We start from the raw sequence: 23,357 nt of genomic DNA on the forward strand, positions 1-23,357 counted from the left end.
GACATGGGTCAGTTCAGAACAATCGCTCCTCCTCGGCCCTCACGGTCCTTTCTGCTGCCCGCGCAGACGTCTGCAAGTCGGGCCAGGAGCTGACGAGGTTGTTGAACCACTGCGCGCTCTCGGACCAGCCGTTGCGCTCACATATGCTGTAGAGGAGGTAGGCCAGCTCTTTAACGGAATCGTCGTCGACTTCCTCCCGGCTACGGACGCGCGCGAGCAGCTCCCCTGCGGCGTCTATACCTGCGTCCGGACCCTTGCCTTCGAGGACGCGTGAGAGGTGCATGGCAACCTCCCATGTGGAGATCCGGCCGTCGCCAGCCGGATCGTAGGCGGTGGGCAGGTCCCGCGGCCGGAGGAGACATACTTTGCTGTCGCCGGTGCCGATCACTCCGGCGTCCTCCATACCGCGTACGGAGGTGTTGTACGCCTTGGAAAGGGTCTCTGCATCGCCGAACGTTCCCCGCTCCCACTGGAACTGCTCGAACCACTTGATGCACCAGCGGGTGTCCATGTCGAAGTCGCCCTCCTGCTCGGAGAGAACTTCCGCGAGGACTTCATTGATCATGGCCAGTGCGGTGCGCACGCGCATGGAGGTGCCGTCCGCTTCGGTCACCTTGGCGTAACGCGAATAGATTGCGATTCCGGGACCGATGGCGGACTGGGCCATATCAACGGGGGCCACATTTCCCTGCTGCAACTCCCGGAGGGCTGCGGGCAGCTCCTGGCGAAGACTGGTGCGGAAGCCGCGCCGGTCGGTGGTGGCAGCCGTAGCGGGGCGGGAGCGGCAGGCCAGCACGATGGAGGACGCGAGCGCGTTGGTGCCGATCCCGATTGACCGGCCCGCACGCTCCGTCCGTACGGGCCAGGTGGCGGTGACGCTCAGCCCAGCCTCCATCAGGCCGTTGAGCATGGTTTCCCAGCCGGTTGACGCGGTGCCGTCGACATCGTCGGTCTCCGACTGCTTGAACGCGTAGAAGACGGTGAGCGGGAAGTCCGGCAGGTGTCCTTCTCTGATGCGGGTGAACGTCTCGACGAAGCCCCGCTCGAAGTGCTGCTCGGCCTTCTCCTTGCTGCCGCCGTGGCGATAGGGAGAGGCAATGAGCTCCGGCTGCTTGGGCGTGAGGATCGTGGGCATCACGTCGGGATAGATACCGCCGAGGGAACGGCGCAGCCACACATAGAAGAAGTCGGAGAGGTCGGAGTAGCCAATGTTGTCGTAATAAGGAGGGTCAGTGCTGACGACCGCTCCGCAGTAGTGCCGCTTTGACGCATCGCCTTGCTGGGCTGAGCCTCCCTCCAGGGCAGACAGCGATTCGACCACGCGTCCGACTGTAGCTACTGAAACCAGCACATCCCCCGCGGCACATGCGAAGGGGCTCACTTCCACGAAATCCCAGGCCATAGGGATCGCCTGACGTGAAAACAGGTTTCGGGCCTGATCTCTGCCGTTCGACCAGGTGACGATGGCATTGTTGAGGTCCGCAGTCCGGCTGAATGCCAGTCCGAGGTACGTCGCCACTGCTTCGCCGTATTCCGAGGCGTCCTGTGCAGTCATCCCGGCAGCAACCGCATCCTCCGCTACCTTAGCTCGCGCTTCACTCACCAGGTCACTGAAGGTCGTCATCGCAAGCAGCTGGCGCGGGGTGAACAACGACTGATACGTCTCAAGACCAAACAGGGGCGGCGAGAACCACCGTGCATTTTTCGGCAGCCTCTCTTCCAGAACGTTCTCCGGCCGTTCCACCTGCGCCGCCCTCACATGTTCCGCCGTCGCCTCCACGTACACCCGCTGCCGCTTACCCTCCGCGACAGTGGCGAGGAGCGTGGCGCCCAGCCGACCGGCCGTGCCCTCTTCCTTGATGTACGCGTCACTCGTCGTGGCACGGCATACGAGACAGGTGAATTTCGCACCCCGGCCCTGTTTCGGAGGGTCGGAGGGACCCTTAGCCCCGTCCTTCCCGTCACATACCTTGAAGCTGACCTGCTTACCCTCCACCTTCGGCTCTAGCCAGCGTGGACGCTCTTTCTTCTTGGACAGCCACCACGTAGTCACCAGCGGCATCTGCGCACCGCAAGCAGGGCTGGGGCAGGTCACCGTACGCGCCCACAGCCATGCGATGACCTGAGCCTTGGTGCCGTCTGGCAATGTGGCCTTCGGGTAGTGGCCGCCGATCCGCTGGAGCGCCTCCTCGCGCATCCACCCGCCGTACCGTCGCACGTCCTCGGCTAGACCGCTGGTGCCCGACCAGTCGCCGCGGATCTCGGCGTCCGGTGCCACGGGTGCCCGGCCGGCCCACTTCGGCGGAATCTCGATCAATGCCTTGTTGATGAGCACCGGCACCGGGTTGAGGTCGCTCGCGTGAGCCTCGAGACCGAGGCGCTGGGCCTCCAGCGGGATGGTGCCGCCGCCCGCGAAGGGGTCGAGGACCGGGGGTGGGGTGCCGCCGCATGACTCGGCGATCTTCTCCCGTACCTCTCTCATCAACCGCTCATCGCGCGTAGCCTCCCAGGGGACCATGCGCTCGATCAGGTGGAACAGTCGCTTGCGTTCGAGGTCCTGGTCCTCCTCCGTCGGGAAGAGGTCGGGGCGGGCCGACGGGTCGTCCACCAGCTGCGCGAACAGTACGGCGCGAGCGGCGGCCAACGGGCGTCGTGCCCACCACAGGTGCAGCGTCGAGGGGTGGCCATGGCGAATGGACTTCTCGCGCGCAGACTCCTTGTTGATGGCGTCCAGCGGCAGCGCCACCTCGATCAGTTTCCGCTTCCGCGGCACCGTCTCGTCCGCAGAACCCGCGCCCATGGGGCCGTTCTCAGCACTCGTACCGCTCACTGCGGAGTCCCTCCCTTGTCCCAGGCGTCCGGCCATGACAGCAGGAGCCCTTCCGCCTTGAGGTCACCGAACTCGGTGTCGGCGAAGGCATCCCTCACGTATCGCACCTCGTCACGCTCCGGTCCGTCCGGGTGAACACAGACGAGCGCGAGCCGATGCTGATCCCCCCGGTTCTTTGCCACCAGTACCTCGTTGCGGCTGATGTAGAACTGCTCAGCCCCCAACTTCCGTCCTTTGACCTCTATATGGACCGCCCGCCCCGTTACATCCAGTGAACGAACATCGTATCCAGGGTTGTTGTGGGCAAGTTCCTCAGGGTGACGACCGAGCTGCCGCTCAGTGCGCAGCACGGCTGCTATTGCACGACGGTCCGTCTCGAACCCGTCGTCGACGTTCAATGAGCCGAACAGGGCAGCCTCTCTGGCTTCTTCATCCTGGCGGAGAGCTTTCGTCAGCCACCCCACAGGGACGACCAGGGCGTGCCCGGTGACCCGTGGCGGCTTGGGATGCAGCGCCGCCTCCTTCTCCAGGTCGGCCAGTCGCCTCTCGCGGCGCAGCTCCAGCTCCTCGGCCCACTCTCGGGCACGCTCCGGGCGGTGGCGAACCTTCTTGCCCTCCGCCACATCCTGCTCGAGCTTGCCAGCCTGGGCATGCCAGTAGCTGATCTCTTGCGTGAGCCGCTGCCGGACCTGTCTGCGCGTACGGTCCACGAGGGGGAGCAACCGCTCACGCACCACCGCCAGGTGTTCCGGTACGGCACGGGTCACCGCCCATTCCAGTGCCCGCGCATGCCCACCGTCGCGAAGCCATTCCTCGTCAGTGAGTGCCTTGGCGGCCCTGGCCTCGACAGGGGTCGGCGGGCGGTAGTCCAGGTAGGGAGCCGGACCCGCGTCCCGGGCCGTACCGTCCGGCAGCAGTTCGGTGAAGGCGAAAGTACGGTCAACGGTGCGGTGGTGGCCGTCCACCACTTCCTGCTCCAACGCGACGAGCAGGCGCGGATGTTCTCCAGGGTCGGCGGCGTCCACCAGAACCGTGCCCTTCTCCAGACAGTCCTGATGCCGGTTCACCGTTTCACCCAGCACCGCGTCGAAGAGCGGGTGACCAGGGGCGACGAGAGCGGCGCGTGGCTTGTCCGGGAAGTCGAGCGCCTCGTGTGAGAAGCAGACTCGCTCGTACTTGCGCTGCACGACGCCGCCGAGTCCGCTACCCGTCCGCCCGGCTTCACGGAGCACGGCAGGAACGTGCGTGATCTCGTACCGCCCGCTCTCCCGCGGCCTCAGCTGTCCGCCCAGGCGGGCGAAGGCATCGCGGAAGAACGCCTGCACGTAGTGCGGGTGAAGGCGGCGTACCTGAGCCTCTTCCATGCGCAGGCGGACCTTGTGGACCTCCTCGATATCCATGATCTGCGCATCGAGTGCCAGCCCCTTGATCAGCTCGACCGCGTGCGGGCCGACCCGCTCGTCGATGACGTGGTCGAGCTGGGCCTTCACACCAGGCTGGTCGCCGTAACGAATGGCGCGGACCAGCAGGTCGCGCAGTGGCTCCCCTTCGAAGAGCTCACCGAGGACGTTGTAGACCTTGCCTTCGTATGCCCTGCTCTGCTGCTCGATCTTGTCCAGCAGCCTTTGGAACACGTGGCCTTCGCGGGTGTCGACCGCGACCAGATTCCACAGGTGGCAGACCTCGGTCTGTCCGATGCGGTGGATACGGCCGAAGCGCTGTTCAATCCGATTAGGGTTCCAGGGCAGGTCATAGTTGACCATCAGATGCGCACGCTGGAGGTTGAGCCCCTCACCCGCCGCGTCGGTGGCGATCAGGACAAGGATGTCCGGGTCCTGATGAAAGGCATCGCAGAGGTCGCGCCGCTGCTTGCGGGCCGTACCGCCGTGAATGGCGATCACCGACTCGGGACGCCCGAGCAGGGCCCGGACTCGGCGGGTCAGATACTCCAAGGTGTCACGGTGCTCAGTGAAGACGATCAGCTTGCGTTGCTGTCCGTCGCTGTCCCGCACAAGGGCGTCGTCCTGGAGAAGCGCCGCGAGCTCCAGCCACTTGCGATCCTCGCCCAACCCCAGGACACGCGTCGCGAGACTTTCCAGCTCTCGCAGGCTGTTGATCTCCTGCTCCAGCTCGGCGATGGTCTGAGCGGCGGTCGAGGAGTCGGCCACCTGCTCTTCCAGCGCCTCCAGCTCGGCACCTGAGAGGTCATCCAGCGTGTCATCGAAGGTGTAGGGCTCATCCCTGGCTGATTGCGGTGGCAGGAGCGTGCCCAGCGCGGCATCCCGCTGAGCGGTCAGTGCCTCAGTCCTGCGCGCCTCCAGACGCCGGCGGCGCCGCTCCAGAGACTTCCCGATCGCCTCGGGGCTGGATGCCAGACGGCGTTGAAGCACGGTGAGAGCGAAGCCCACCTGATTGCCGCGCTGCCCGTTAAGCCGCTCGGCGCGGTTCATTTCATCCCGGACATACTCCGTGACCCGTTCGTAGAGCTCCTGCTCGGGGCTGGAGAGCTCATACGGAACCGTGTATGCACGGCGCTCCGGGAAGAGTCGTCTGCCCTCGAAGGTGAGCAGGTCCTCTTTCACCATACGGCGCATCAGCCCGGACGCGTCATGCTGGTGAACGCCGTCGCGGAACTTCCCGCTGAACCGGTCACGGTCGAGCAGCGCCATGAAGAGCTGGAAGTCCTCTTCCTTGCCCGCGTGAGGAGTGGCGGTCATGAGGAGAAGATGCCGGGTGATACGACCGAGGAGACGGCCGAGTTCGTAACGCTTGGTGGTCTTGAGCTCGGAACCGAAGTAGTGGGCACTCATGCGGTGCGCCTCGTCCACCACGACCAGATCCCAGCTTGACTCCACAAGCTGCTCCTGAAGTTCCTCCGAGCGGGCAAGGGAGTCCATACGAGCAATGAGGCACGGGTACTTGTCGAAGATGTTGGTGTCGATGACCGTGTCCGCGAGCTGTTTGGTCAGCACCGTGAAGTCCAGGCCGAACTTCTCTAACAGCTCATCCTGCCACTGCTCGACGAGTCCGCCCGGAGCGAGGATGAGACACCGCTCCAAGTCACCGCGCAGAGCCAGCTCTTTGATATAGAGACCGGCCGTGATCGTCTTGCCGGCGCCTGGGTCATCAGCCAAGAGGAACCTCAGGGGAGTTCGAGGCAATAACTCGCCGTAAACCGCCTGTATTTGGTGAGGGAGTGGGTCGAGCAGGCTGGTGGAAACCGCCAGCATCGCGTCGCCTCGGGCGGCCATACGGATACGCAGTGCCTCGGCAGCGAGCCGGAACAGCTCCGGAGCGGCCTCGAAGCCACGACGGTCCGGCGCCTGTGCAATGGCGAGGTACATATCCTGGCCGCGATAGAGGATCGTCTCCTCAATCCCGCGCTCTGGGTGGCGGTAGGTGACCTGGGCCGCAGCCTTGCCAAACGGCCGGACCGCCACGACGACGACCTCCGCGCCAGGGGATATCCCGGCGACCATCTGCCCCTGAGCAAGGTCTTCGAGGCGCAGCGCGTCCTCCTCGTGCACCCTTGCCTCCAACCTGCGGCACCACTGCTGCTCGGACAACTGCCGAGCCAATGATGCCCCACGTCATATGCTGGCACGCTGCCGTTGCACCACCTGGGGAGCCAGCGCTGTTACTCGAAGCGGGCACCGCCCCCAGGCCCCAAACCGTCCCGCGATGGATCACCGGCCCAGGCGCCCGCTGCTCACCGGCACAAGCAGTCCTCGCTGCCGACCGGTCGCAGCTCAGGAAGGGACGCCGCAGAGGCTGTCGCAATCGTCCGCTCCATAAGCGGCATCGCCATGCACCGAGTCGAGCGCTACGGATTCAACGGAAGGGCCCGGCACGCAGCGCACGCCTTCACCGGACAGGCGAGGTACCCCTTCGACAGGAGCCCAGTCAGCCGGGCCCAGCCGATGTAGGAGAGGGATGACGAGCGGCTGCCACACCAGATACACGCCGCGCCGTAGAGTCGTTCACCGGCGATGTCAGCGCTCGCGTCAAAGACTGCGACCGGGGCGCTGCTCATGTTGGTGTCGTCGCCCGGATGTGCGGACGTCATCGCTCGGCCCTCGCGGAAGCGTTCGCAAAGAGCTCGCCCCAGATGATCTTTCCTCCGGCACTCAGTGGCTCGATCTCGAACTTGTCGGCGCTCGCCGCGGCGACGTACAGGCCGCGTCCGCCCGTGGCCGTCACACAGGGTGCGGTTGCGGGGACGACCGGGAGCACGGTGGAGCGGTCGCGTACGGCCAGGCGTAGGCCGCCGGGGAGGTGACGAAGGCTAACTTCCCCCCAGCGGTCCGGCGTGTGGCGAAGGTTGCTGCACAGTTCGGTGGCGATCAGTGCGGCGTCCATGGCGAGGACGTCCAGTCCGCGTGCGTGGAGCCATTTGCACACCAGCGAGCGAACTTGAGGCAGGCACTGCGCTTGGTACTCCAGCTCGAACAGGTACTCGGGACCATCCGTTGCCCAGATCTTTGCTGCTACGCCGTCCATGGCGCCCTCCAGGGGTGCGCTTCGTGCGCACGTAGAGATCGTCCGCGCACAGAACTGCCCTGGCGCGGTTGGCGGTTGCCTGTCGCCACCATGAAGGCGACACTATTCGTATCGCAACTATTCCAAACGATTTCATCCATTCGGGCGTGGACGCTGAACGAATGTTGTTGTGCGGGGGGTGGCCAACGATGATGGCCCGCATGTCACAGAGCGAGATGCCCACGATGCGCAGCCGGCGGCTCGGCGGCGAACTCAAGCGGCTGCGCGAGAAGGCCGGGCTGACCATGGGAGATGCCGCCCGCGAGCTCCAGAGCGGACAGCCGAAGATCAGCAAGATCGAGTCCGGGCAGCAGGGTATCCGTCCCCTCGACCTCGACCACCTGCTGACCCTTTACGGCGTGGAGGATGAGGAGGAACGGCAGAACTTCAGGCAGCTCGCCAAGCATGTCCGGACGCTGGACTGGTGGTCGGCGCAGGGTCCGCTCCTGCACGACGACATGAAGGACTACCTGACGCTGGAGACGGATAGCTCGCTGATCCGCACCTACGAGACGCAGTTGATGCCGGGACTGCTCCAGACCGAGCGCTACATGTCCGCGCTCTTCCAGCCCCCATTCCCCACCGACAAAGCACGGTTGATGGTCGAGACCCGGCGCAAGCGGCAGGCAATTCTCGACGACGATGAGGTACACCTTCGTGCCGTGCTGGACGTATCAGCACTCCACGGCACAGTCGGCAGCCATGGGCTCATGATCGAGCAACTGGAGCACGTGCTGACCATGAGCCAGCACCGGAATGTGGACGTCCAAGTCCTGCCGCAAGATCGCACGCTGACTCCGGACCAGTATGTGCCGTACACCATCTTCACCATGCGGCAAGCTCCCTCTGCCGACTATGTCTGGCTTGAACACCTGTCCGGGAGTACGTTGCTGGAAAGGGAACCGCACGTGCAGCGGTACAAGCGCGCATGGGAAGATCACACCGCTGCGGCCCTGTCACCACGGGAATCCACGGTGTACATCCGCAAGCTGATCGAGGAGTACCGCACGTAGGAAGGGGAATAGCCCCATGGCACCGGAGCGCGAGCCGGACACGGAAGATCAGTGCTTGGCTGACGCGGACTGGCACACCAGCAGCTACAGCGGCAGTGGCACCAACTGTGTCGAGCACGCCATTCTGCCGACCGGCTTCCATGCTGTCCGCGACACCAAGGACCGCGAGCGCGCAGCGCTCTCGTTCCCTCCTGCGGCCTGGCAGACCTTCCTGAGCGGAGTGCGCAGCGACCTACCTGCCCGGTGAGAGCGAGAACCGCTCACGGCGATCGAGGCATCAGCTGCATGCACTGACGGCGCGTATCGCGGCTTCGAGGCCATCGAAACCGATAGCACCGCCCGAGTGCTTCCGGACGGTGGAGAGAGCCATCGACTGCTGGTTGAGCGCTACGAGGATGGAGCGAGCTAGGACGTGGAACTCCCACTGATCCAGATCAAGCGGGTCGTACTCCTCATGGCTCCGTGCCGTCTGCACCGCGAAGACGTACACGTCGGCGTTGTACGTCGCCTTATCGGCCTGCCCGGTCCGCGGGCTCCACAGCTTGCTGCGTAACCCCTCGAACCGGATGGTCGAGGGGTGGCGCTGTTCCCATACCTGGAGGTACGCGCTGGTTTTGACCTCGACGCGCAGGCCGTCGCTCGTCTCGGCATCGTGGCCGGCCCATTCTTCACGGGGACGCGCGGATCCCAGAGCGCGGTGCACGAGGAACTCGGCGAGGTAGCCGCGCACATTGTTCATCTTGAGGTCGGACATCGCGAAGCGCCAGAAGTCCACGACGCCGAAATCACCGGTGGAGAACTGTTCCGTACCCGTCAGGGGTGGAACGCTTGGCGGAGTGATCCACCCGTCCCCAGTCTCCTCGTTCATCCACTCCCCCTCCGCTGACGCACCAGGCTATCGGCGGCTCGCACGGAGGCGGCCAGAACCGTGGAATTCGTGAAAGTCTCCCGGAGGCCGGTTCCGCTTGTTCGGGTCTCTTGGGTGTCATCGTCGGGACTCGATCGGCGATTGCTGGGAGGCGCCCTGTGCTGGTGGTGCTCTACCGCTGGAGCAAGAAGACGGCGCACCCGACCCGCCGCCGCTTGCGGGCACCGCGCTCGGTGACGCGCTGGGCAGGCTCGGCATCGTCGGGGAGGCCCGGGCGGGTATGGAGTTGGCGCTCTCGGAGCTGGTGGCGAATGTTGCGGAGCACGCGAGCGGCCCGTATGGGGTGCGGCGTTCCCCGCCGCGGCCCCGATACCGGCCGGGAGGAGCACGGCTGCGCGGGCCTGAACGCCCTGCAGGCGGTGCTGTCGGAGCGCGGACGCGGGCTGCGGATCGTGGATGAACTCACGGGTGGGGTGTGGGGATTCCGCCGGGTAGACGTTGCCGGCAAGGCCGTGTGGTTCGCGATCCCGCTGCCGAGGGGGTAAAGCCGGGCCGTTCCGCGGTTGCACTTCCGGGGGCGTGTCAGTGGGCCCATCCGTACACGGATCGGGGGTCGTGCTTGGATACGCCCACCCCCGCAGCCTCGCTTACGCAGGTAGGGCGCCCACAAGCCGCCCGTCGCGCGAGGCCGGCTGTATATCGGTTTCTGACAAGCACCCCGATCCTGTGTGGCGGCGGCCCGGCCCGGCCGGGTACGCCCGACTGCGGCCGGAGCCCGCTCTGGTTCTCCTCCTCGTTCCGGCTCATCTTCCTTCCCCCCTCCGCGCCCGTCGTCTGACCGGTGTGCCCCTGCTCCCGTGACGGTGACGAACAGCCAGGGCGCACTCGGTGCATCTGCACCGAGTGCCTCGTGCGGGTCGGCAAGCCGATGGTCGCGCTCGCGCGGCTGCCCGTCGATCGGCGCGGGCCGGAAGTGCCGATCGGTCCGGTCGGCCCGCGAGCGGGCGTCGATCGGCTGCACCGCGCTCCTCGCACCCAGGGTGCACCCGACCGACCCCGGTATCAGGTGCGGCTGTCGGTGGTGGCTGGGGGCAGCGGGGGTACGGGGAGATCGAGCGGTGTGCCGATCCCGATCGGTTCCAGATCGGGGGCGGGTGACAGATCGGGCCAGTGCGCTGCGAGTTCGGTCAACGTCAGGCGCAGCGCTGGTGGGTGGGCGGGGAGCCACCACGGTCCCCAGGGGGTGTCGGCGGCGAGGTCGGCGGAGGCAGTGGCGAGGAGCAACTCGTACTGGCGGGCGGTGCCGGTGAGGCGCTGACGGAGGGCGTGCTCGCGGGACGCGGTGCAGGTGTGGAGCAGCAGGGCGGGGCGGGCGCGGGTGGTCGTGGTGAAGTGGGCGTAGGCGTCGAGTTTGCTTCGACGCGGGCGAGGTTCTCGCTGCCGGTGTCGTATTCGAGGAAGAACGGCAGCACCCTGTTCCCGTCGCTCCAGTGTGCATACCCGCCGGGGCGCACGAGATCGCCCCAGCGCCGGGTGCAGGAGCGTTCCGAGAGCCACAGGGTGAGCCCGGCCTGGCGGGTGTGACGGTGGGCGGCGAGCAGGGTGAGGAGGTCGTTGGTGGCGAGGTCGTGGCCGAGGGAGGGTGAGAAGGCGATGCGGGCGGTGTGGGTAGGGCGCCAGCCCAGTGCCTTCGGGGCGCAGTCGGCGTGCGCGGCGAGGAGTGCGGCGCCGGCAGAGCCGAGAGTGTAGTGCTCGGGTGACGAGCCGTACGTGGTCAGCGGGCGGAAGGAGTCGAGTAGGCCGAGCCGGTGGAGGACGAGCAGGCGGCGCTGGGCCCGGCGGCGGGCGGAGAAGGCGAGCCGGTGCATCTGGCCGGTGGTCAGCACACGGTGCTCGTGCACCATGCGCACCAGCCAGTGGTCGCGCGAGGTGAGGCGGGAGGCGAGCGCGGCCAGCGGGACGCGCGCCGGTGCACGGGTGCGGGTGGTGGCGGCGCGGGCGACGTAGCGGGAGCCGGGGCCGTATCCGGGACGGGGAAGAGCAGGGGCCAAGAGGGGATCACCTCCGAGGGCGGGCGGGAGACCGCAACCCGGATGGACCACGGGACCGGCGCGGTGGCCACACCAGGGCGGATTCATCCCCGAACGGGTCACGGTGCGTACGGACCGCTGCATGGCTGGAGCCAGGCAGCAAGGCGGACTTCCGCGTCCTGGCGCCGTCGGCACAGCGTGCGCCGGGTGTAGCCCCGCTCGGCGGCCAGTTCCTTGACCGAGGCGTCGCCGAGGCGCGTACAGGCGATCAACTGCGCCTCGGCGACGTTGATCACGCGGGACCGGACGGCATCGGCCAGGACGGTGTACTCATGCCGCGACCCGGACGTTCCCTCCCCTGGACCGGCTACCTCTCCGGCGTCGGCGGGCTGGAAACTGGACGTGCCCGCGTCCGCCTCCTCCCGCTTTCCGTGGCGCCGCTCGGAGCGGAGTAGTCGTTGGGCGGCGGAGTCAGCAGCACGGAACAGGGTCAGCTCCGGTTGGCCGAGCGTGGTCGTTGACTCGCGCAGTGCGCCGAGGGTGGCGGTGAGGATTTCCTGCTCCAGGTCGAGGCGTTCCACCCCATGCGGGCGCCTGCGGCGTCGCGCCGTGCGGTGCAGCACGGGCAGCGCGAAGCCGAGCGCCGCAAGCTCCCACGGCTCGCCCTCATGGCGGGCACGGTGAATCACCTCGGTCCACATCCGCGAGCGGGCGGTGGATTCGGGCTTCTGGCGCACCATCCAGCTGCGTACGCGCCCTACCGGCCACGCCGCTTCCGCTCTTGTGGCGTGGGGTGCTTCGGGGTTCGGGAGGGTGAGCGGGTTCGGGTCTCGCGAGAGGCGGCGGAAGGTGCGCTCGATGGAGAGAAACGGGGACCGTGACGTCGGGATCGACGCGACCACGGCAGGCAGGGCGTGTGGCTGGTGGCGGTGCAAGGGCGCCTCCGTGCGGCGGGCGGGTTCGGTCACCGCTCCTTACTGCCGTAGCCCCGTGCCACTCACGTGCCAGTTGCGTGCTACTCCCGAGCCAGTGGCTCGCGAGTGGCACGGCATGTGCGAATCTGCGACTGCCACTTCGCCCCGTGACCTGCACCGTTCCCAGGTGCGGTAGTCCGGGATTCGCACTTGCACAAAGCGGTTGCCCCGAAGGGTGATTCCCCGTGCGCGCCGAGGTGGTTCGGAAGTGGCTCGTATAACCGATGACCTGCGGCGATTCCCACTCCGAGAGGGGCGATCCACCCTCCCCCGCGGAAGTCGCGTGGCCAAAGCGGTGCGCGGGATGTCCATCCCCCTCGACGGCCCCACGCCAGCATCGAAGAGCCCAGCCGCCACCACGAACGCACTCGGCAAAGATCTCCCCGGAGGCTATGTGCCCGCATCGCGTGCCCCTCGTCGCGACCGGTCCCCCACCCCGAGCCAGCCGACGAGCACACCCGCGAGCCAGCCCACCGTCCACCTCCCCGACGATCCCCCGCCCCTCACCCCCGAAGCCGCCGCAGCACTCCTCGACTTCCTACTCCGCGAGCACGCCGAAACCCCGGCCCACGACGACCCGCATCAGCGACTGGCCCTCCATCGCGACTCGACGGTACGACGGACGACGACCACCCGACCCGCCCGCCGCGACCGCACAGGGAGCCGCCCGTGCCACCCATGAACCGCGTGACCCGTTTCGCCTTCGCCGGACGCTGCTCGACCGAGGACCTCCAGGACCCGGAGACCTCCCGCAACTGGCAACTCACACGAGCCCGCGCGCTCATCGAGCCCAAGGGCGGCGAGATCGTCGCCGAGTACTTCGACTCCGGACACTCCCGCGCTCTCCCATGGAAGCGCCGCCCCCGCGCCGCCGACCTGCTCCGGGATCTCCGCGACCCCGAACGCCCCTTCGATGCCGTCGTGATCGGTGAGCCGCAGCGCACCTTCTACGGCAACCAGTTCGGCAACACCTTCCCCCTCTTCGTCCACTTCGGCATTCCACTGTGGGTGCCCGAGGTCGGCGGGGCGATCGACCCGGAGAACGAAGCGCACGATCTCGTCATGTCGGTCTTCGGCGGCATGAGCAAGGGCGAGCGCAACCGCATCAAGGTTCGCGTCCACACCGCGATGACCGCGCAGGCCCAGATCGAGGGCCGTTACCTCGGCGGACGCCCGCCCTACGGCTACCTTCTCGGCGACGCCGGACCGCACCCCAATCCAGCCAAGGCCGCCGACGGGAAGAGGCTCCACAAACTCGACCCGGACCCGGTCGCGGCACCCGTCGTACGCCGCATCTTCCGCGAGTACCTGCGCGGAAACGGCATGTACGCCATCGCCGAGAGCCTCACCCGCGACGGCATTCCCTGCCCCTCCGCCCACGACCGCGCCCGCAACCCGCACCGCGACGGCCACGCCTGGTCCAAGGGTGCCGTCCGCACGATCCTGATGAACCCCCGCTACACCGGCCACCAGGTCTGGAACAAGCAGCACAAGAAGGAAGTCCTGCTCGACATCGACGACGTCACCCTCGGCCATCGCACCCAACTCACCTGGAACCCCCACGACAAGTGGATCTGGTCCGCCGAACAGGTCCACGAACCGATCATTACGTTGGCGGACTTCCAGAGCGCCCAGGCCCGTCAGGAACGCCGTCGCAACACCGCAGGTGTGGAACGCAAGGTCGGTCCGACCAAGCGCAGCTACGCCCTGCGCGGCCTGCTCCGCTGCGGCCTCTGCGACCGCAAGATGCAGGGCAACTACAACCGCGGCCTTCCGCACTACCTCTGTCGTTACCCGGCCGAGTACGCCCACAGCGCCTCACTCCCCCACCCGCTGGCCGTCTACGTCCGCGAGAGCGCGCTCCTCCCCGCACTCGATGCCTGGCTCGCCCGCGTCTTCGCCCCTGGCCGCCTCAAGCAGACCCTCGAAGCCTTGCACCGGGCCCAGACCGCGGCCACCCCAGCACCCGACCCCGCGCTCGAAGCCGCCCGCCGCACCGTCGCCGAATGCGAACGCCGCATCGACCGCTACCGCACCGCAATCGACGCCGGTACGGACCCGGCGCTCGTCACGGAATGGATCAACCAGGCCGCCGCAGACCGGGACGCGACCCAACGCCAGATCGCCGCCGCCCAGGCAGCCGTCCCCGCGAAAACCGCCCGCCCCCTCACCGAGCAGCAGATCGCCCAGATCACCAAGGACCTCGGCAACCTGACCGACCGGCTCCAGCAGGCCGCCCCGGAGCGCAAAGCCCCGCTCTACGCAGCCCTTGGGCTCACGCTCACCTACGACCACAGCAAAAAGGCCGTGACTGTGGAGTCACGGCCAGAGAGCGTGTGTACGTCATGTGCGTACGGTGAGTGTCCGAGGGGGGACTCGAACCCCCACGCCCGATAAAGGGCACTAGCACCTCAAGCTAGCGCGTCTACCATTCCGCCACCCGGACCGGGCCGTGCCACGGCGTTGGGAGGCCGTGGCGACGGCCGTAACGATACCAAGGGTTGGGAGTGCTTCTCACCTGGGTTTCCTGGCAGACTGTCCTTTTTGTCCGGATGGCCGGGAAAGCGGGGCCGGTCCTCCTGGGTGGTGGCTAGCGGCGCTTGCCGCGGAGGTAGGCGGCGGAGCGGCGGGCGGAGGCCAGGGAGCCGGCGGGGTTGGCGGCGGGGTCGACGGCGTCGTCGCGTTCCATCAGCCAGTGGTGGTCGGCGCGGCGGCCCCGGTGCCGTCGCAGCGCGGTGCCGATGAAGTGCTCGTAGTCGATGTCGCCGTCGCCGACGTCGACCATGTGGTAGCCGTCCGGGGACGCCTCGTCGTGTTCGCCGTCCTTGACGTGGAAGAGGGGGTAGCGGTGCGGGGCGGCCAGTACGTAGTCGATGGGGTCGAAGGGGGCCGGGGTGCCGTCGGGGCGGACGCTGAAGCGGTGCTTGCCGGCGAAGGCCCAGTAGATGTCCATCTCCAGGTAGACCAGTTCGGGGTCGGTCTCGGCGAGCAGTACGTCGTAGAGGCGCACATGGGGCTTGTCCTCGGCGAAGCCGAACTCCATCTGGTGGTTGTGCTGGTAGAACTTCAGTCCGCGTGCCCGTGCCGCCGCGCCGTAGGTGTTGAAGTCCTCGGCGGCGCGCTTCCAGGCGTCGACGGTGCGGCCGTACCGGTCGGGGCTGGCGGCCGTGCCCACATGCGGGAGGCCGAGCGCCGCCGCGTCGTCGCAGACCTTCTCCAGCTGGGTGGCGAAGGTGTAGGCGTCGGGGTTGTCGGAGTAGTAGCCGACGTGGCTGCCGATGCCGCGCAGCCCGTGCTCGCGCAGCAGGCGCTTGAGCTGCCGCAGTGTGAGGTCGCCGGTGCCCTGGGTGTAGCCGGCGAACTCCACCGAGTCGTAGCCGTAGCGCTCCAGCTCCTTGAAGACGGTGGCGAAGCCGAGCTTCTGGACCTGGTCGCGGACGGTGTAGAGCTGGATGCCGAGTTTGCCCCGGGGGACGATCGGGCGGCAGCCGTGCCGGTCGGTGGTGGGCCGCCGGTCGCTCGCGGACCGACGGTCGGTGGCGGCGGAGGCCGGTGCGGCGCCCAGGAGGGAGGCGGCCGTGGCACCCGCCGCCACGCCGAGGAAGCCCCGGCGGCGCAGCCTGTGGTCGAGTTCGGTGTGCTGGGGCCGTACGGATCTGCTGGTCATGAGGCGTCTCCCAGTGCGAGATCGAGGAGCAGGCGTTTGACTTCGGTGGCGGGGAAGGGCTGCGCGGAGGGCCGGGGCCCGGTGCCGGGGCCCCCGGAGGCGAGCGCGTCGGCGCGGGAGCACAGGAGCACGGGGCCGTCCTCGGTGCGGTCGGGCAGCCGGCCATGGCTGCCGCGGATCGGGGAGGGGTCGAGGGGGACGACGGCCATGCGGTAGCGCATGCCGGTCTTCTTGCGGGCCAGCGCGGCGGCTGCGCGCAACTTGACGTAGGGGTCCTTGGGGTCCATGAACAGCTCGACCGGGTCGTAGCCGGGCTTGCGGTGGATCTCCACGAGCTGCGCGAAGTCCGGGGCGCGGCGGCTGTCCAGCCAGTAGTAGTAGGTGAACCAGGCGTCGGGTTCGGCGACGGCGACCAGTTCGCCGGAGCGCGGGTGGTCCAGGCCCGCCTCCTTCTTCCCCGTCTCGTCGAGCAGCCGCTCCAGCCCGGGCAGTCCGGTCAGCGCCTCGCGGGTGGCAGCCAGGTCGGCCGGGTCGCGTACGTAGACGTGGGCGAGCTGGTGGTCGGCGACGGCGAAGGCGCGGGAGGCCCACGGGTCCAGGTACTCCATGCCGTCCTGGGTGTGCACCTCCAGCAGCCCGGCGCGGCGCAGCACGCGGTTGATGTCGACATGGCGGCGTACGCGGGTGATGCCGTACTCGGAGAGTGCGACGACGGTGCGGCCCTCGGCACGCGCGTCGGCGAGCAGCGGTGCGAGCGCGGCGTCCACGTCGGCGGCGGCGCGGTGGGCGCGGGGGTCGTCGGGGCCGTAGCGCTGGAGGTCGTAGTCGAGGTGGGGGACGTAGCACAGGGCGAGGTCGGGGTGGCGGGTGCGCAGGATGTGGCGGGTGGCGTCGATGATCCACTGCGAGGAGGTGAGGTTCGCGCCGGGGCCCCAGAAGGTGAACAGGGGAAAGTCGCCCAGTTCGGCGACGAGTTCGTCGTGCAGCGACGGGGGCCGGGTGTAGCAGTCGGGCTCCTTGCGGCCGTCGGCGTAGTAGATGGGGCGGGGTGTCACGGTCCAGTCCGTGTCCGCGCCCATCGCGTACCACCAGCAGATGTTGGCCACCGTGTAGCCGGGCTGCCGGGCGCGGGCGGCGTGCCACAGCTTCTCGCCGCCGACCAGCGCGTTGTGCTGGCGCCACAGCAGGACGTCGCCGAGCTCGCGGAAGTACCAGCCGTTGCCGACGATGCCGTGGCCGGAGGGGAGTTCGCCGGTCAGGAACGTGGACTGGGCGGCGCAGGTGACGGCCGGCAGGACGGTGCCCAACGGGGCTTGTGAGCCGCTGTCGGCCAGCGCCCGCAGGTGGGGCATGTGGGCGAGCAGGGCGGGGGTCAGTCCCACGACGTCGACGACGAGCAAGGGGGTGCTCACGGCAGCTCCTTGAGGCCGAGACCGGTGAGGAGGTCGCGGGCGGTGGACAGCTCGGCGGCGAGGCCGTCGGCGAGTTGTGCGCGGGTGGTGGGGCGCAGCGCGGGCGGCAGGGCCTGCCAGGTGTAGGTCTCCACCTCCAGGTGCCGGGTCAGCGGCGTCGGGCCGCCGACCAGGTGCGTCAGCGTCTCGTCGAGCACGGGCGTGGTCGCGGTCAGCGGCGGGGTGAGCGGGGCGTGCAGCGGTACGTGGAAGTGGGAGCGCCACGGCCCGGTGGTGGGCAGTGCTCCGGGTGCCAGTGCCCGGTCGAGGTCGTCGGTGGCGCGCAGGGTGCCGTCCGGGGTGCGGGCGCGGGTCTGGTGCAAGAAGCGCGGCTCGGCGAACTCGGCCAGGGCCGCCCGCACTTCGGGCCGTTCGGGGTGCTCGGCGTGCAGCGCCGCCGACAGCTGGGACTTGACGATGGTCAGTCCCGCCTCGACGAGCGCCGCCAGCGACTTGGCCGGGTCCTCGAAGGCGGTGGCCAGATGGCAGGTGTCCACGCAGACGCCGATCCGGTGCGCGGGCGGGCCGTCCTCTCCGGTCAGCGCCTCGATGGCGTCGGCCGTGGTCTCCACGGTGCAGCCGGGCTCGGGCTCCAGGCCGACGCGGATGGAGCGGCCGGTCAGCTCCTCCAGCGCGTCCAGACGTGCGGCGAGGGTGTGCAGCCGCGTCAGCGCCCGGTGCCGGGCCTCGGCGTCGAAGCCGGTGTGCCAGGCCAGCGGCAGGGTGGAGACGCTTCCCTCGGTCACGTCGTCGGGCAGCAGCGCGGCCAGCAGCCGGGCGAGGTCGGTGGTGTGGTCCAGGCGCGCGTCGTCGGTCCAGTCGGGCCGGTAGACGCGGTACTTGACGTGCTCGTCGCCGAAGCCCTGGTACGGGAAGCCGTTCAGCGTGACGACCTCCAGCCCCGCCCGGTCGAGGCCGGAGCGCAGCCGCCGGATGGCGGCCGGGTCGTCGGTGAGCGTTCGGGCCGCGTCGCGGGCCAGCCACAGGCCGATACCGAGCCGGTCGCGGTGCAGTCTGCGGCGTACGGGCTCGGCGTACTCGGTCAGCTGCCGCAGTACGCCGTCGAGCTGTTCGGCCGCGTGGACGTTGGTGCAGTAGGCGAGGTGGACCGTGGTGCCGTCGGGGTGCCGGAATCGCATGGCCGCGCTCTCCTCACTCTCCGCCGCGCAGGATGGAGTTGCCCTGGAACAGCTGCTGCTCGCGCTCCCCCGGCGGTGCGACGTCGAGGGTGAGCCGCCCGCTTTGGCCGTAGAAGGCGACCGGGTTGCGCCACAGCACCAGGTCGACGTCGTCCTCGTCGAAGCCGGCGGCGAGCATGGCGTCGGCGACGTGGCTGGTCTTGAGCGGGTCGCTGTGCCCCCAGTCGGCAGCCGAGTTGACCAGCACCCGCTCGGTGCCGTGCACCCGCAGGATGCGGACCATCCGGTCGGGGTCCATCTTGGTGTCGGGGTAGATGGAGAATCCGAGCCAGCAGCCGCTGTCCGCCGCGGCGCCGACCGTGGTCTCGTTCAGGTGGTCGAGCACCACGCGCTCGGGCGGCAGCCCGGACTCCCGCAGCACGTCGAGCGTGCGGGCCAGCCCTGCGGCCTTGTCGCGGTGCGGGGTGTGGACCAGCGCGGGCAGCTCATGGTCGAGGGCGAGTTGGAGCTGCGCCGCCAGCGCGGTGTCCTCGGCCGGTGTCATGGAGTCGTAGCCGACCTCGCCGACCGCCACGACCCCGTCCTTGATCAGATAGCGCGGCAGCTCGTCCAGTACGGGGGTGCAGCGCGGGTCGTTGGCCTCTTTGGGGTTGAGCGCCAGGGTGCAGTGGTGGGCGATGCCGTACTGGGCGGCGCGGTAGGGCTCCCAGCCGAGCAGCGAGTCGAAGTAGTCGAAGAACGTGGCGGGGGACGTGCGGGGCTGGCCGAGCCAGAAGGACGGCTCGACCAGCGCGCGGACACCGGCCTCGTACATCGCCGCGTAGTCGTCGGTGGTGCGGGACGTCATATGGATGTGCGGGTCGAAGATGCGGCGGGCCGCTGGGCGGGTCGGCGTCTTCATGGGGCGTCACGCTCCTCGATCTCCTCGCGGATCTCCTCGAACCGGGCCAGTTTCAGTACGTGTCCGAGGTCCTCGGGCACGGTGCGGCCCGCGGCGGTGCGCTCGCGCGCGTAGTCCGTCAGCATCCGGGCGAGCTCGTCGTCTCCCGCTGCGCGGTGTTCGAGCCCCGCCACGACGGCCAGCGGCACCCCGGTGAACAGGCACTTGAGCACTCCCTGCCGCCACTGGTGGGCCCGCAGATGTGCGGCGGCGTACGGTCCCAGTGCGGCGGCGATCAGCCGGGTGTCGTTGGTCCGTAAGGCGTCCTCGACCAGGGCGAGGGCACCATCCGTTGCCGGTGGCGGGTCCAGGTGCGGAAGGGCCAGCAGCACCGCGCGCCGCTCGTCCGCGGTGCCGCGCGTGTAGAGGCGGCTGAGCGTGTCGGTGTCCGGCGCGGCGGCGTGCAGGATGAGCACCCGGGCGGCGTCGACGGGGTCGGGCGCGGCTGCGGCCGTGTCACTCGTCCGCGGTGCCGGGTGGCACTTGCGGCCCGCCGTGACGAAGTGCAGCTCCCAACGCGGGAGTCGTGGCGCGGCCCCGGCGCGGGGTGCCGCACCCCCGCCGGGCACATCCGCGCCGGGAGCGGCCCCCGTGTCGGGAGCGGCGCCCCCGCCCGGGGCGGCCGTGTCCGGTCGGGCGTCGGCCGCCTCGGTCAGGGCGCGGCGCAGCCAGGTGCGGGACTCCGCCGTCAGGTGGAGCTCCAGGCCGGTGCGGAGGGAGGCGAGCGGGGTCAGCATGAGGCGTCCTCCTGCGGCATGGTGGCCGCCTTCGCGGCCGTGGCTTCGGCGGTGGTCAGGAAGTCGAGGGAAGCGGCGGCGCGGTCGGGTCCGGCGTGCGAGTCGCGGGGCAGCTCGACGGTGACCAGGCCGGTGTAGCCGGCCTCGCGCAACGCGGCCAGCACCGGCGGAAAGTCGATCTCCCCCTCACCGAGGGGGAGATGGGTGTGGACCCCGCGCCGCATGTCCTCGATCTGGACGTGCCGCAGCCACTCGGCGGCCGACCGGACGCAGTCGGCCGGGGACTGCGGCTCCAGGCACTGGCAGTGCCCGATGTCGAGGGTCACACCGAGCGGCTCCGGGCCGCCGAGTGCGGTGCGCAGCCGGTGGAACCCGGCCAGGTCCTCCAGCAGGTGGCCGGGCTCCGGCTCGATCGCCACCGGGACGCCCGCGGCGCCGGCGCTGTCCAGCACCGGGCCGATGCCGTCGGCCAGCCGGGTCCAGCCCGCGTCGGGCGTGGTGCCCGGCGGGAGTTGCCCGCTGAAGCAGTGCACGGCGTGCGCCCCCAGGTCGGCGGCTACGCGGACTGCCTTGAGCAGCAGGTCCGTCCGGGCGGCGCGGGCCTGCGCGTCGGGGTCGAGCAGGGTGGGGTGGTGCTTGCGGCGCGCGTCGAGCACATAGCGTGCCCCCGTCTCGACGGTGACCGTCAGCCCGTGCTGCTCCAGCGCGCGGGCCACCTTCGCGGTACGGGCCGCCAGATCGGGTGCGAGGGGGTCGAGGTGCATATGGTCGAGCGTCAGCCCGACGCCCGCGTAGCCGAGGTCGGCGAGCAGCCCGAGGGCGTCGTCGAGCCGCAGGTCGGCCAGCCCGTTGGTGCCATAGGCGTAGCGCAGTGGGGAGGGGGGCCGGGACCGGGTCATGTGGGGCTGACCTTCCGGGAGAGGCGGCGGGCGACGGGCAGCAGACCGAGCAGTGCGAGGGCGGACACGGAGCCGGCGGCCCCGCTCCCCTGGTCGCGGGCCGCGCCCCTCTCCGACGCCCGGGCGGTGAGCACGGCCTGGAGCGGGAGCATGGCGCGGATCCCGCCGCCCACCGCGCGCTGGAGCAGCGGCGGCGAGGGGTTGAGCACGGCGTGCGCCAGCGGCCGGGTGGCGGTGGCGGCGTAGGTGGCGCTCGCGGCCACCGTCAGCGGGGTGCGCTGCCGGGCCAGCACTCCCGCGATCGTCCCGACGGCCCCCAGCGCCGCCAGCGGTACGGCCGGTGATCCGCCCTCGGTCTCCCGCCGCGACACGGCGGTGACCGCGAGGGTGTGCGCTCCCATGACCGCTGCCGCACCGAGCGGGCGTAGCGCCCGCTCGACGCGTGCGGGCGGTACGGCAGGTGCGGGTGTCGCCGCGGCGCCGAGCAGTACGTCGAGGGTGCGGGCCGCCGCCATGGCGGCGGGCCCCGCAGCCGTGTGCTTCAGCCGCAGGTCGTACGCCCAGACGGTGCCGGCCAGCGCGGTGGCCGCGGCGAGGGGGAGCCGGCCGGCGCGGGCGGCCAGCGCCAGCCCCGCCGCCGTCAGACCGGTGGCAGCGGTCAGGGCCGCGGCCGGGCGGATCCGGCCGGCGGGCAGGGGGCGTTCGGGCCGCTCGCGGGCGTCCTCCTCGCGGTCGGCCCAGTCGTTGAGCGCCATTCCCGCCTCGTACAGGCACAGCGAGGCGCCCGCGGCCAGCGCGGTGCCCCGGCCGGGTGGCCGGCCGACCGAGGCCGCCCCCACCAGCGCGTCACCCGGCACGGTGGACACGGCGGAGACCCGCAGCAGCTGCGCCCAGGCAGCGAGGCGACCGCCCGTCATCGGGCGGGCCCGGCGAAGCGGGCGGCCAGGTCGAGCAGGGCGTGCCATTGGCCGGGGAGGTCGGCGGGGCCGTTGTCGGGGTCCTTGAAGTAGAAGCCGAGCCCGGGGAGCGGGCCGGTGATGCCGAGTTCGTCGGCGCGGGCCAGCAGCCGCGCCAGGTCGAGGACCAGTGGAGCGGCGAGGGCCGAGTCGCAGCCCTGCCAGGTGGTCTGGAGGACCATGCGCGAGCCGAGGAACCCGTCGAAGGCGATGTGGTCCCAGGCGGTCTTCCAGTCCCCCATCGCCGGTACGTCGTCGATGTGCACCTCGCCCTGGGGGAGGTCGCCGAGGTTGTCGGCGAGGACCCGGGCCTTGCCCGCGTTCTTGGCCGCCGCGGCGGCCGGGTCGGCGAGGGCCGCGCCGTCGCCGCCGCCCAGAAGGTTGGTGCCGGACCAGGCCCGGACGGCGAGCGCGCGCTGCGCGAACATCGGGGCGAGGACGGAGCGCAGCAGGGTCTGTCCGGTCTTGCCGTCGCGTCCCGCGTACGGGACGGCCGCGTCGCTGGCCGCCTCGGCCAGCCGGGGGTGGTGCAGCCCGGCCGAGGGTGTGAAGTTGACGTACGGGCTTCCCGCGCGCAGCGCCGCCGCCGCGTACAGGGAGCTCGGGGGCAGAGGTCCGCCGTCGGTGGGTGGGGCTTCGGTGCTGGCCACGTTGACGACGACGGTGCGGGCGAGGCCGTGGGTGCGGGTGAAGTCCTGGATGTCGGTGGCGTAGGCGGTGATCAGCTCGTCCTCCGTGGACGGCTCGGCGGCCGGGGCTCCGGGGCGGATCGCCGCGTCGGCGGTGGCGAGTTCGGCGCGGAGCGCGGCAGGGAGTCCGTAGGGGAGGACGCCGGCCTCGGCGAGGGCCTCGGCCCGCTTGGGGAGGGGGCAGGAGGCGGTGTCGTGGCCGCCGAAGACGAGGGAGTCGAGGGGCGGGAGCCAGGCGCGGGAGAAGGGGGCGGTTTCGGTGACCATGCCGGTGGGTGGGTGCAGACCGGCCGCGAGGGCCACGGCCCCGGCGATGGTGGTCGTCGCTACGGAGCCGCGTGCGCCGATGAGCCACACCCCGGTGCGGGGCGCCTGGCCGGCGGGGCTCGGGTTGTGGTGGGTCACGGTGTCCTCCCTCTTGCGGTGCCATGTGGGCGCCTGCGGCGGGCTGCTCCCCGTCCCCGCCCCTTCCCGTTTCTCACAGGGGGCGCCCCTGTGCGACCCCCTCCTGGGGGCTGCGCCGGGCTGGTAGTTGCGGCCGGATGCCGTCTGCGTGCCCGGTTGTGCCCACCCGTCCCGCCCTGCGGGACGATTGCCCACAACCGGGGATTGGTGCCGTCCCGGG

General features: G+C 69.8%; 17 protein-coding genes and 1 tRNA gene. 3 read left to right on the forward strand and 15 right to left on the reverse strand.

Annotated elements, in window-relative coordinates; translation table 11 throughout:
* Window positions 1–13: 13 nt before the first annotated feature.
* The 3 genes from KBY19_RS19145 to KBY19_RS19155 all read right to left on the reverse strand — a co-directional run bounded on the left by KBY19_RS19145 (window position 14) and on the right by KBY19_RS19155 (window position 7,330).
* Complete coding sequence (locus tag KBY19_RS19145) at window positions 14–2,830, reverse strand: DUF1156 domain-containing protein (RefSeq protein ID WP_210966258.1); 2,817 nt, start codon at window positions 2,828–2,830, stop codon at window positions 14–16.
* Window positions 2,827–6,357 carry a helicase-related protein gene (locus tag KBY19_RS19150; RefSeq protein ID WP_307843558.1) on the reverse strand — a complete coding sequence of 1,177 codons (3,531 nt, stop codon included), beginning with the start codon at window positions 6,355–6,357 and terminating at the stop codon, window positions 2,827–2,829. The genes KBY19_RS19145 and KBY19_RS19150 overlap by 4 nt, the downstream gene beginning before the upstream one ends.
* Before the next feature lie 535 nt (window positions 6,358–6,892).
* Window positions 6,893–7,330, reverse strand: a complete 438-nt coding sequence (locus KBY19_RS19155; RefSeq protein ID WP_210966259.1) for an ATP-binding protein — start codon at window positions 7,328–7,330, stop codon at window positions 6,893–6,895.
* Window positions 7,331–7,530: 200 nt separating this feature from the next.
* On the opposite strand from KBY19_RS19155, the gene KBY19_RS19160 reads away from it, so the two are divergent.
* Together KBY19_RS19160 and KBY19_RS19165 are read left to right on the forward strand one after the other, a co-directional pair.
* Window positions 7,531–8,382, forward strand: coding sequence for a helix-turn-helix transcriptional regulator (locus KBY19_RS19160; protein ID WP_210966260.1), 852 nt, complete (start codon window positions 7,531–7,533; stop codon window positions 8,380–8,382).
* A 55-nt stretch (window positions 8,383–8,437) separates the two neighbouring features.
* Window positions 8,438–8,629, forward strand: a complete 192-nt coding sequence (locus KBY19_RS19165; RefSeq protein WP_247691163.1) for a DUF397 domain-containing protein — start codon at window positions 8,438–8,440, stop codon at window positions 8,627–8,629.
* A gap of 30 nt (window positions 8,630–8,659) precedes the next feature.
* On the opposite strand, the gene KBY19_RS19170 is transcribed toward KBY19_RS19165, so the two are convergent.
* The 3 genes from KBY19_RS19170 to KBY19_RS19180 all read right to left on the reverse strand — a co-directional run bounded on the left by KBY19_RS19170 (window position 8,660) and on the right by KBY19_RS19180 (window position 12,020).
* A complete protein-coding gene (locus tag KBY19_RS19170) occupies window positions 8,660–9,250 on the reverse strand; it encodes a hypothetical protein (RefSeq protein ID WP_210966262.1) in 591 nt (196 codons plus the stop codon).
* A 1,193-nt stretch (window positions 9,251–10,443) separates the two neighbouring features.
* Window positions 10,444–11,301, reverse strand: a complete 858-nt coding sequence (locus tag KBY19_RS19175) for a replication-relaxation family protein (RefSeq protein WP_247691164.1) — start codon at window positions 11,299–11,301, stop codon at window positions 10,444–10,446.
* A gap of 98 nt (window positions 11,302–11,399) precedes the next feature.
* Entirely contained in the window at window positions 11,400–12,020 is a 621-nt protein-coding gene (locus tag KBY19_RS19180) for a hypothetical protein (protein WP_210966263.1), read from the reverse strand.
* Between the two features lie 912 nt (window positions 12,021–12,932).
* On the opposite strand from KBY19_RS19180, the gene KBY19_RS19185 reads away from it, so the two are divergent.
* Window positions 12,933–14,651, forward strand: a complete 1,719-nt coding sequence (locus KBY19_RS19185; protein WP_210966273.1) for a recombinase family protein — start codon at window positions 12,933–12,935, stop codon at window positions 14,649–14,651.
* Here KBY19_RS19185 and KBY19_RS19190 read toward each other — a convergent pair.
* From KBY19_RS19190 to KBY19_RS19230, 9 genes are all read right to left on the reverse strand, one after another.
* Window positions 14,616–14,700, reverse strand: a tRNA-Leu gene (locus KBY19_RS19190). The genes KBY19_RS19185 and KBY19_RS19190 overlap by 36 nt on opposite strands.
* A gap of 144 nt (window positions 14,701–14,844) precedes the next feature.
* A complete protein-coding gene (locus tag KBY19_RS19195; protein WP_099885105.1) occupies window positions 14,845–15,921 on the reverse strand; it encodes a sugar phosphate isomerase/epimerase in 1,077 nt (358 codons plus the stop codon).
* The gene (locus tag KBY19_RS19200) at window positions 15,918–17,333 is read right to left on the reverse strand and encodes a nucleotide pyrophosphatase/phosphodiesterase family protein (protein ID WP_099885104.1); all 1,416 of its coding nucleotides are present in this window, start codon (window positions 17,331–17,333) and stop codon (window positions 15,918–15,920) included. The genes KBY19_RS19195 and KBY19_RS19200 overlap by 4 nt, the downstream gene beginning before the upstream one ends.
* Window positions 17,330–18,511 (reverse strand): metabolite traffic protein EboE, encoded by a 1,182-nt coding sequence (gene eboE, locus KBY19_RS19205; RefSeq protein WP_210966264.1) that lies wholly within the window; start codon window positions 18,509–18,511, stop codon window positions 17,330–17,332. The genes KBY19_RS19200 and eboE overlap by 4 nt, the downstream gene beginning before the upstream one ends.
* Before the next feature lie 13 nt (window positions 18,512–18,524).
* Window positions 18,525–19,412: a TatD family hydrolase gene (locus tag KBY19_RS19210; RefSeq protein ID WP_099885102.1), complete on the reverse strand. Its 888-nt coding sequence runs from the start codon at window positions 19,410–19,412 to the stop codon at window positions 18,525–18,527.
* Window positions 19,409–20,188, reverse strand: a complete 780-nt coding sequence (locus KBY19_RS19215) for an EboA domain-containing protein (RefSeq protein ID WP_210966265.1) — start codon at window positions 20,186–20,188, stop codon at window positions 19,409–19,411. Before KBY19_RS19215 ends, KBY19_RS19210 begins: the two co-directional genes overlap by 4 nt.
* A complete protein-coding gene (locus KBY19_RS19220; RefSeq protein ID WP_210966266.1) occupies window positions 20,182–21,087 on the reverse strand; it encodes a sugar phosphate isomerase/epimerase in 906 nt (301 codons plus the stop codon). The genes KBY19_RS19215 and KBY19_RS19220 overlap by 7 nt, the downstream gene beginning before the upstream one ends.
* On the reverse strand, window positions 21,084–22,004 hold the full coding sequence (locus KBY19_RS19225) for an SCO3242 family prenyltransferase (protein ID WP_099885099.1): 921 nt from the start codon (window positions 22,002–22,004) through the stop codon (window positions 21,084–21,086). Before KBY19_RS19225 ends, KBY19_RS19220 begins: the two co-directional genes overlap by 4 nt.
* Window positions 22,001–23,137 carry an inositol-3-phosphate synthase gene (locus tag KBY19_RS19230; RefSeq protein ID WP_210966267.1) on the reverse strand — a complete coding sequence of 379 codons (1,137 nt, stop codon included), beginning with the start codon at window positions 23,135–23,137 and terminating at the stop codon, window positions 22,001–22,003. Before KBY19_RS19230 ends, KBY19_RS19225 begins: the two co-directional genes overlap by 4 nt.
* Window positions 23,138–23,357: the final 220 nt, after the last annotated feature.

The sequence above is a fragment of the Streptomyces sp. B15 genome, from assembly GCF_018070605.1.
Classification (GTDB): domain Bacteria; phylum Actinomycetota; class Actinomycetes; order Streptomycetales; family Streptomycetaceae; genus Streptomyces; species Streptomyces smyrnaeus.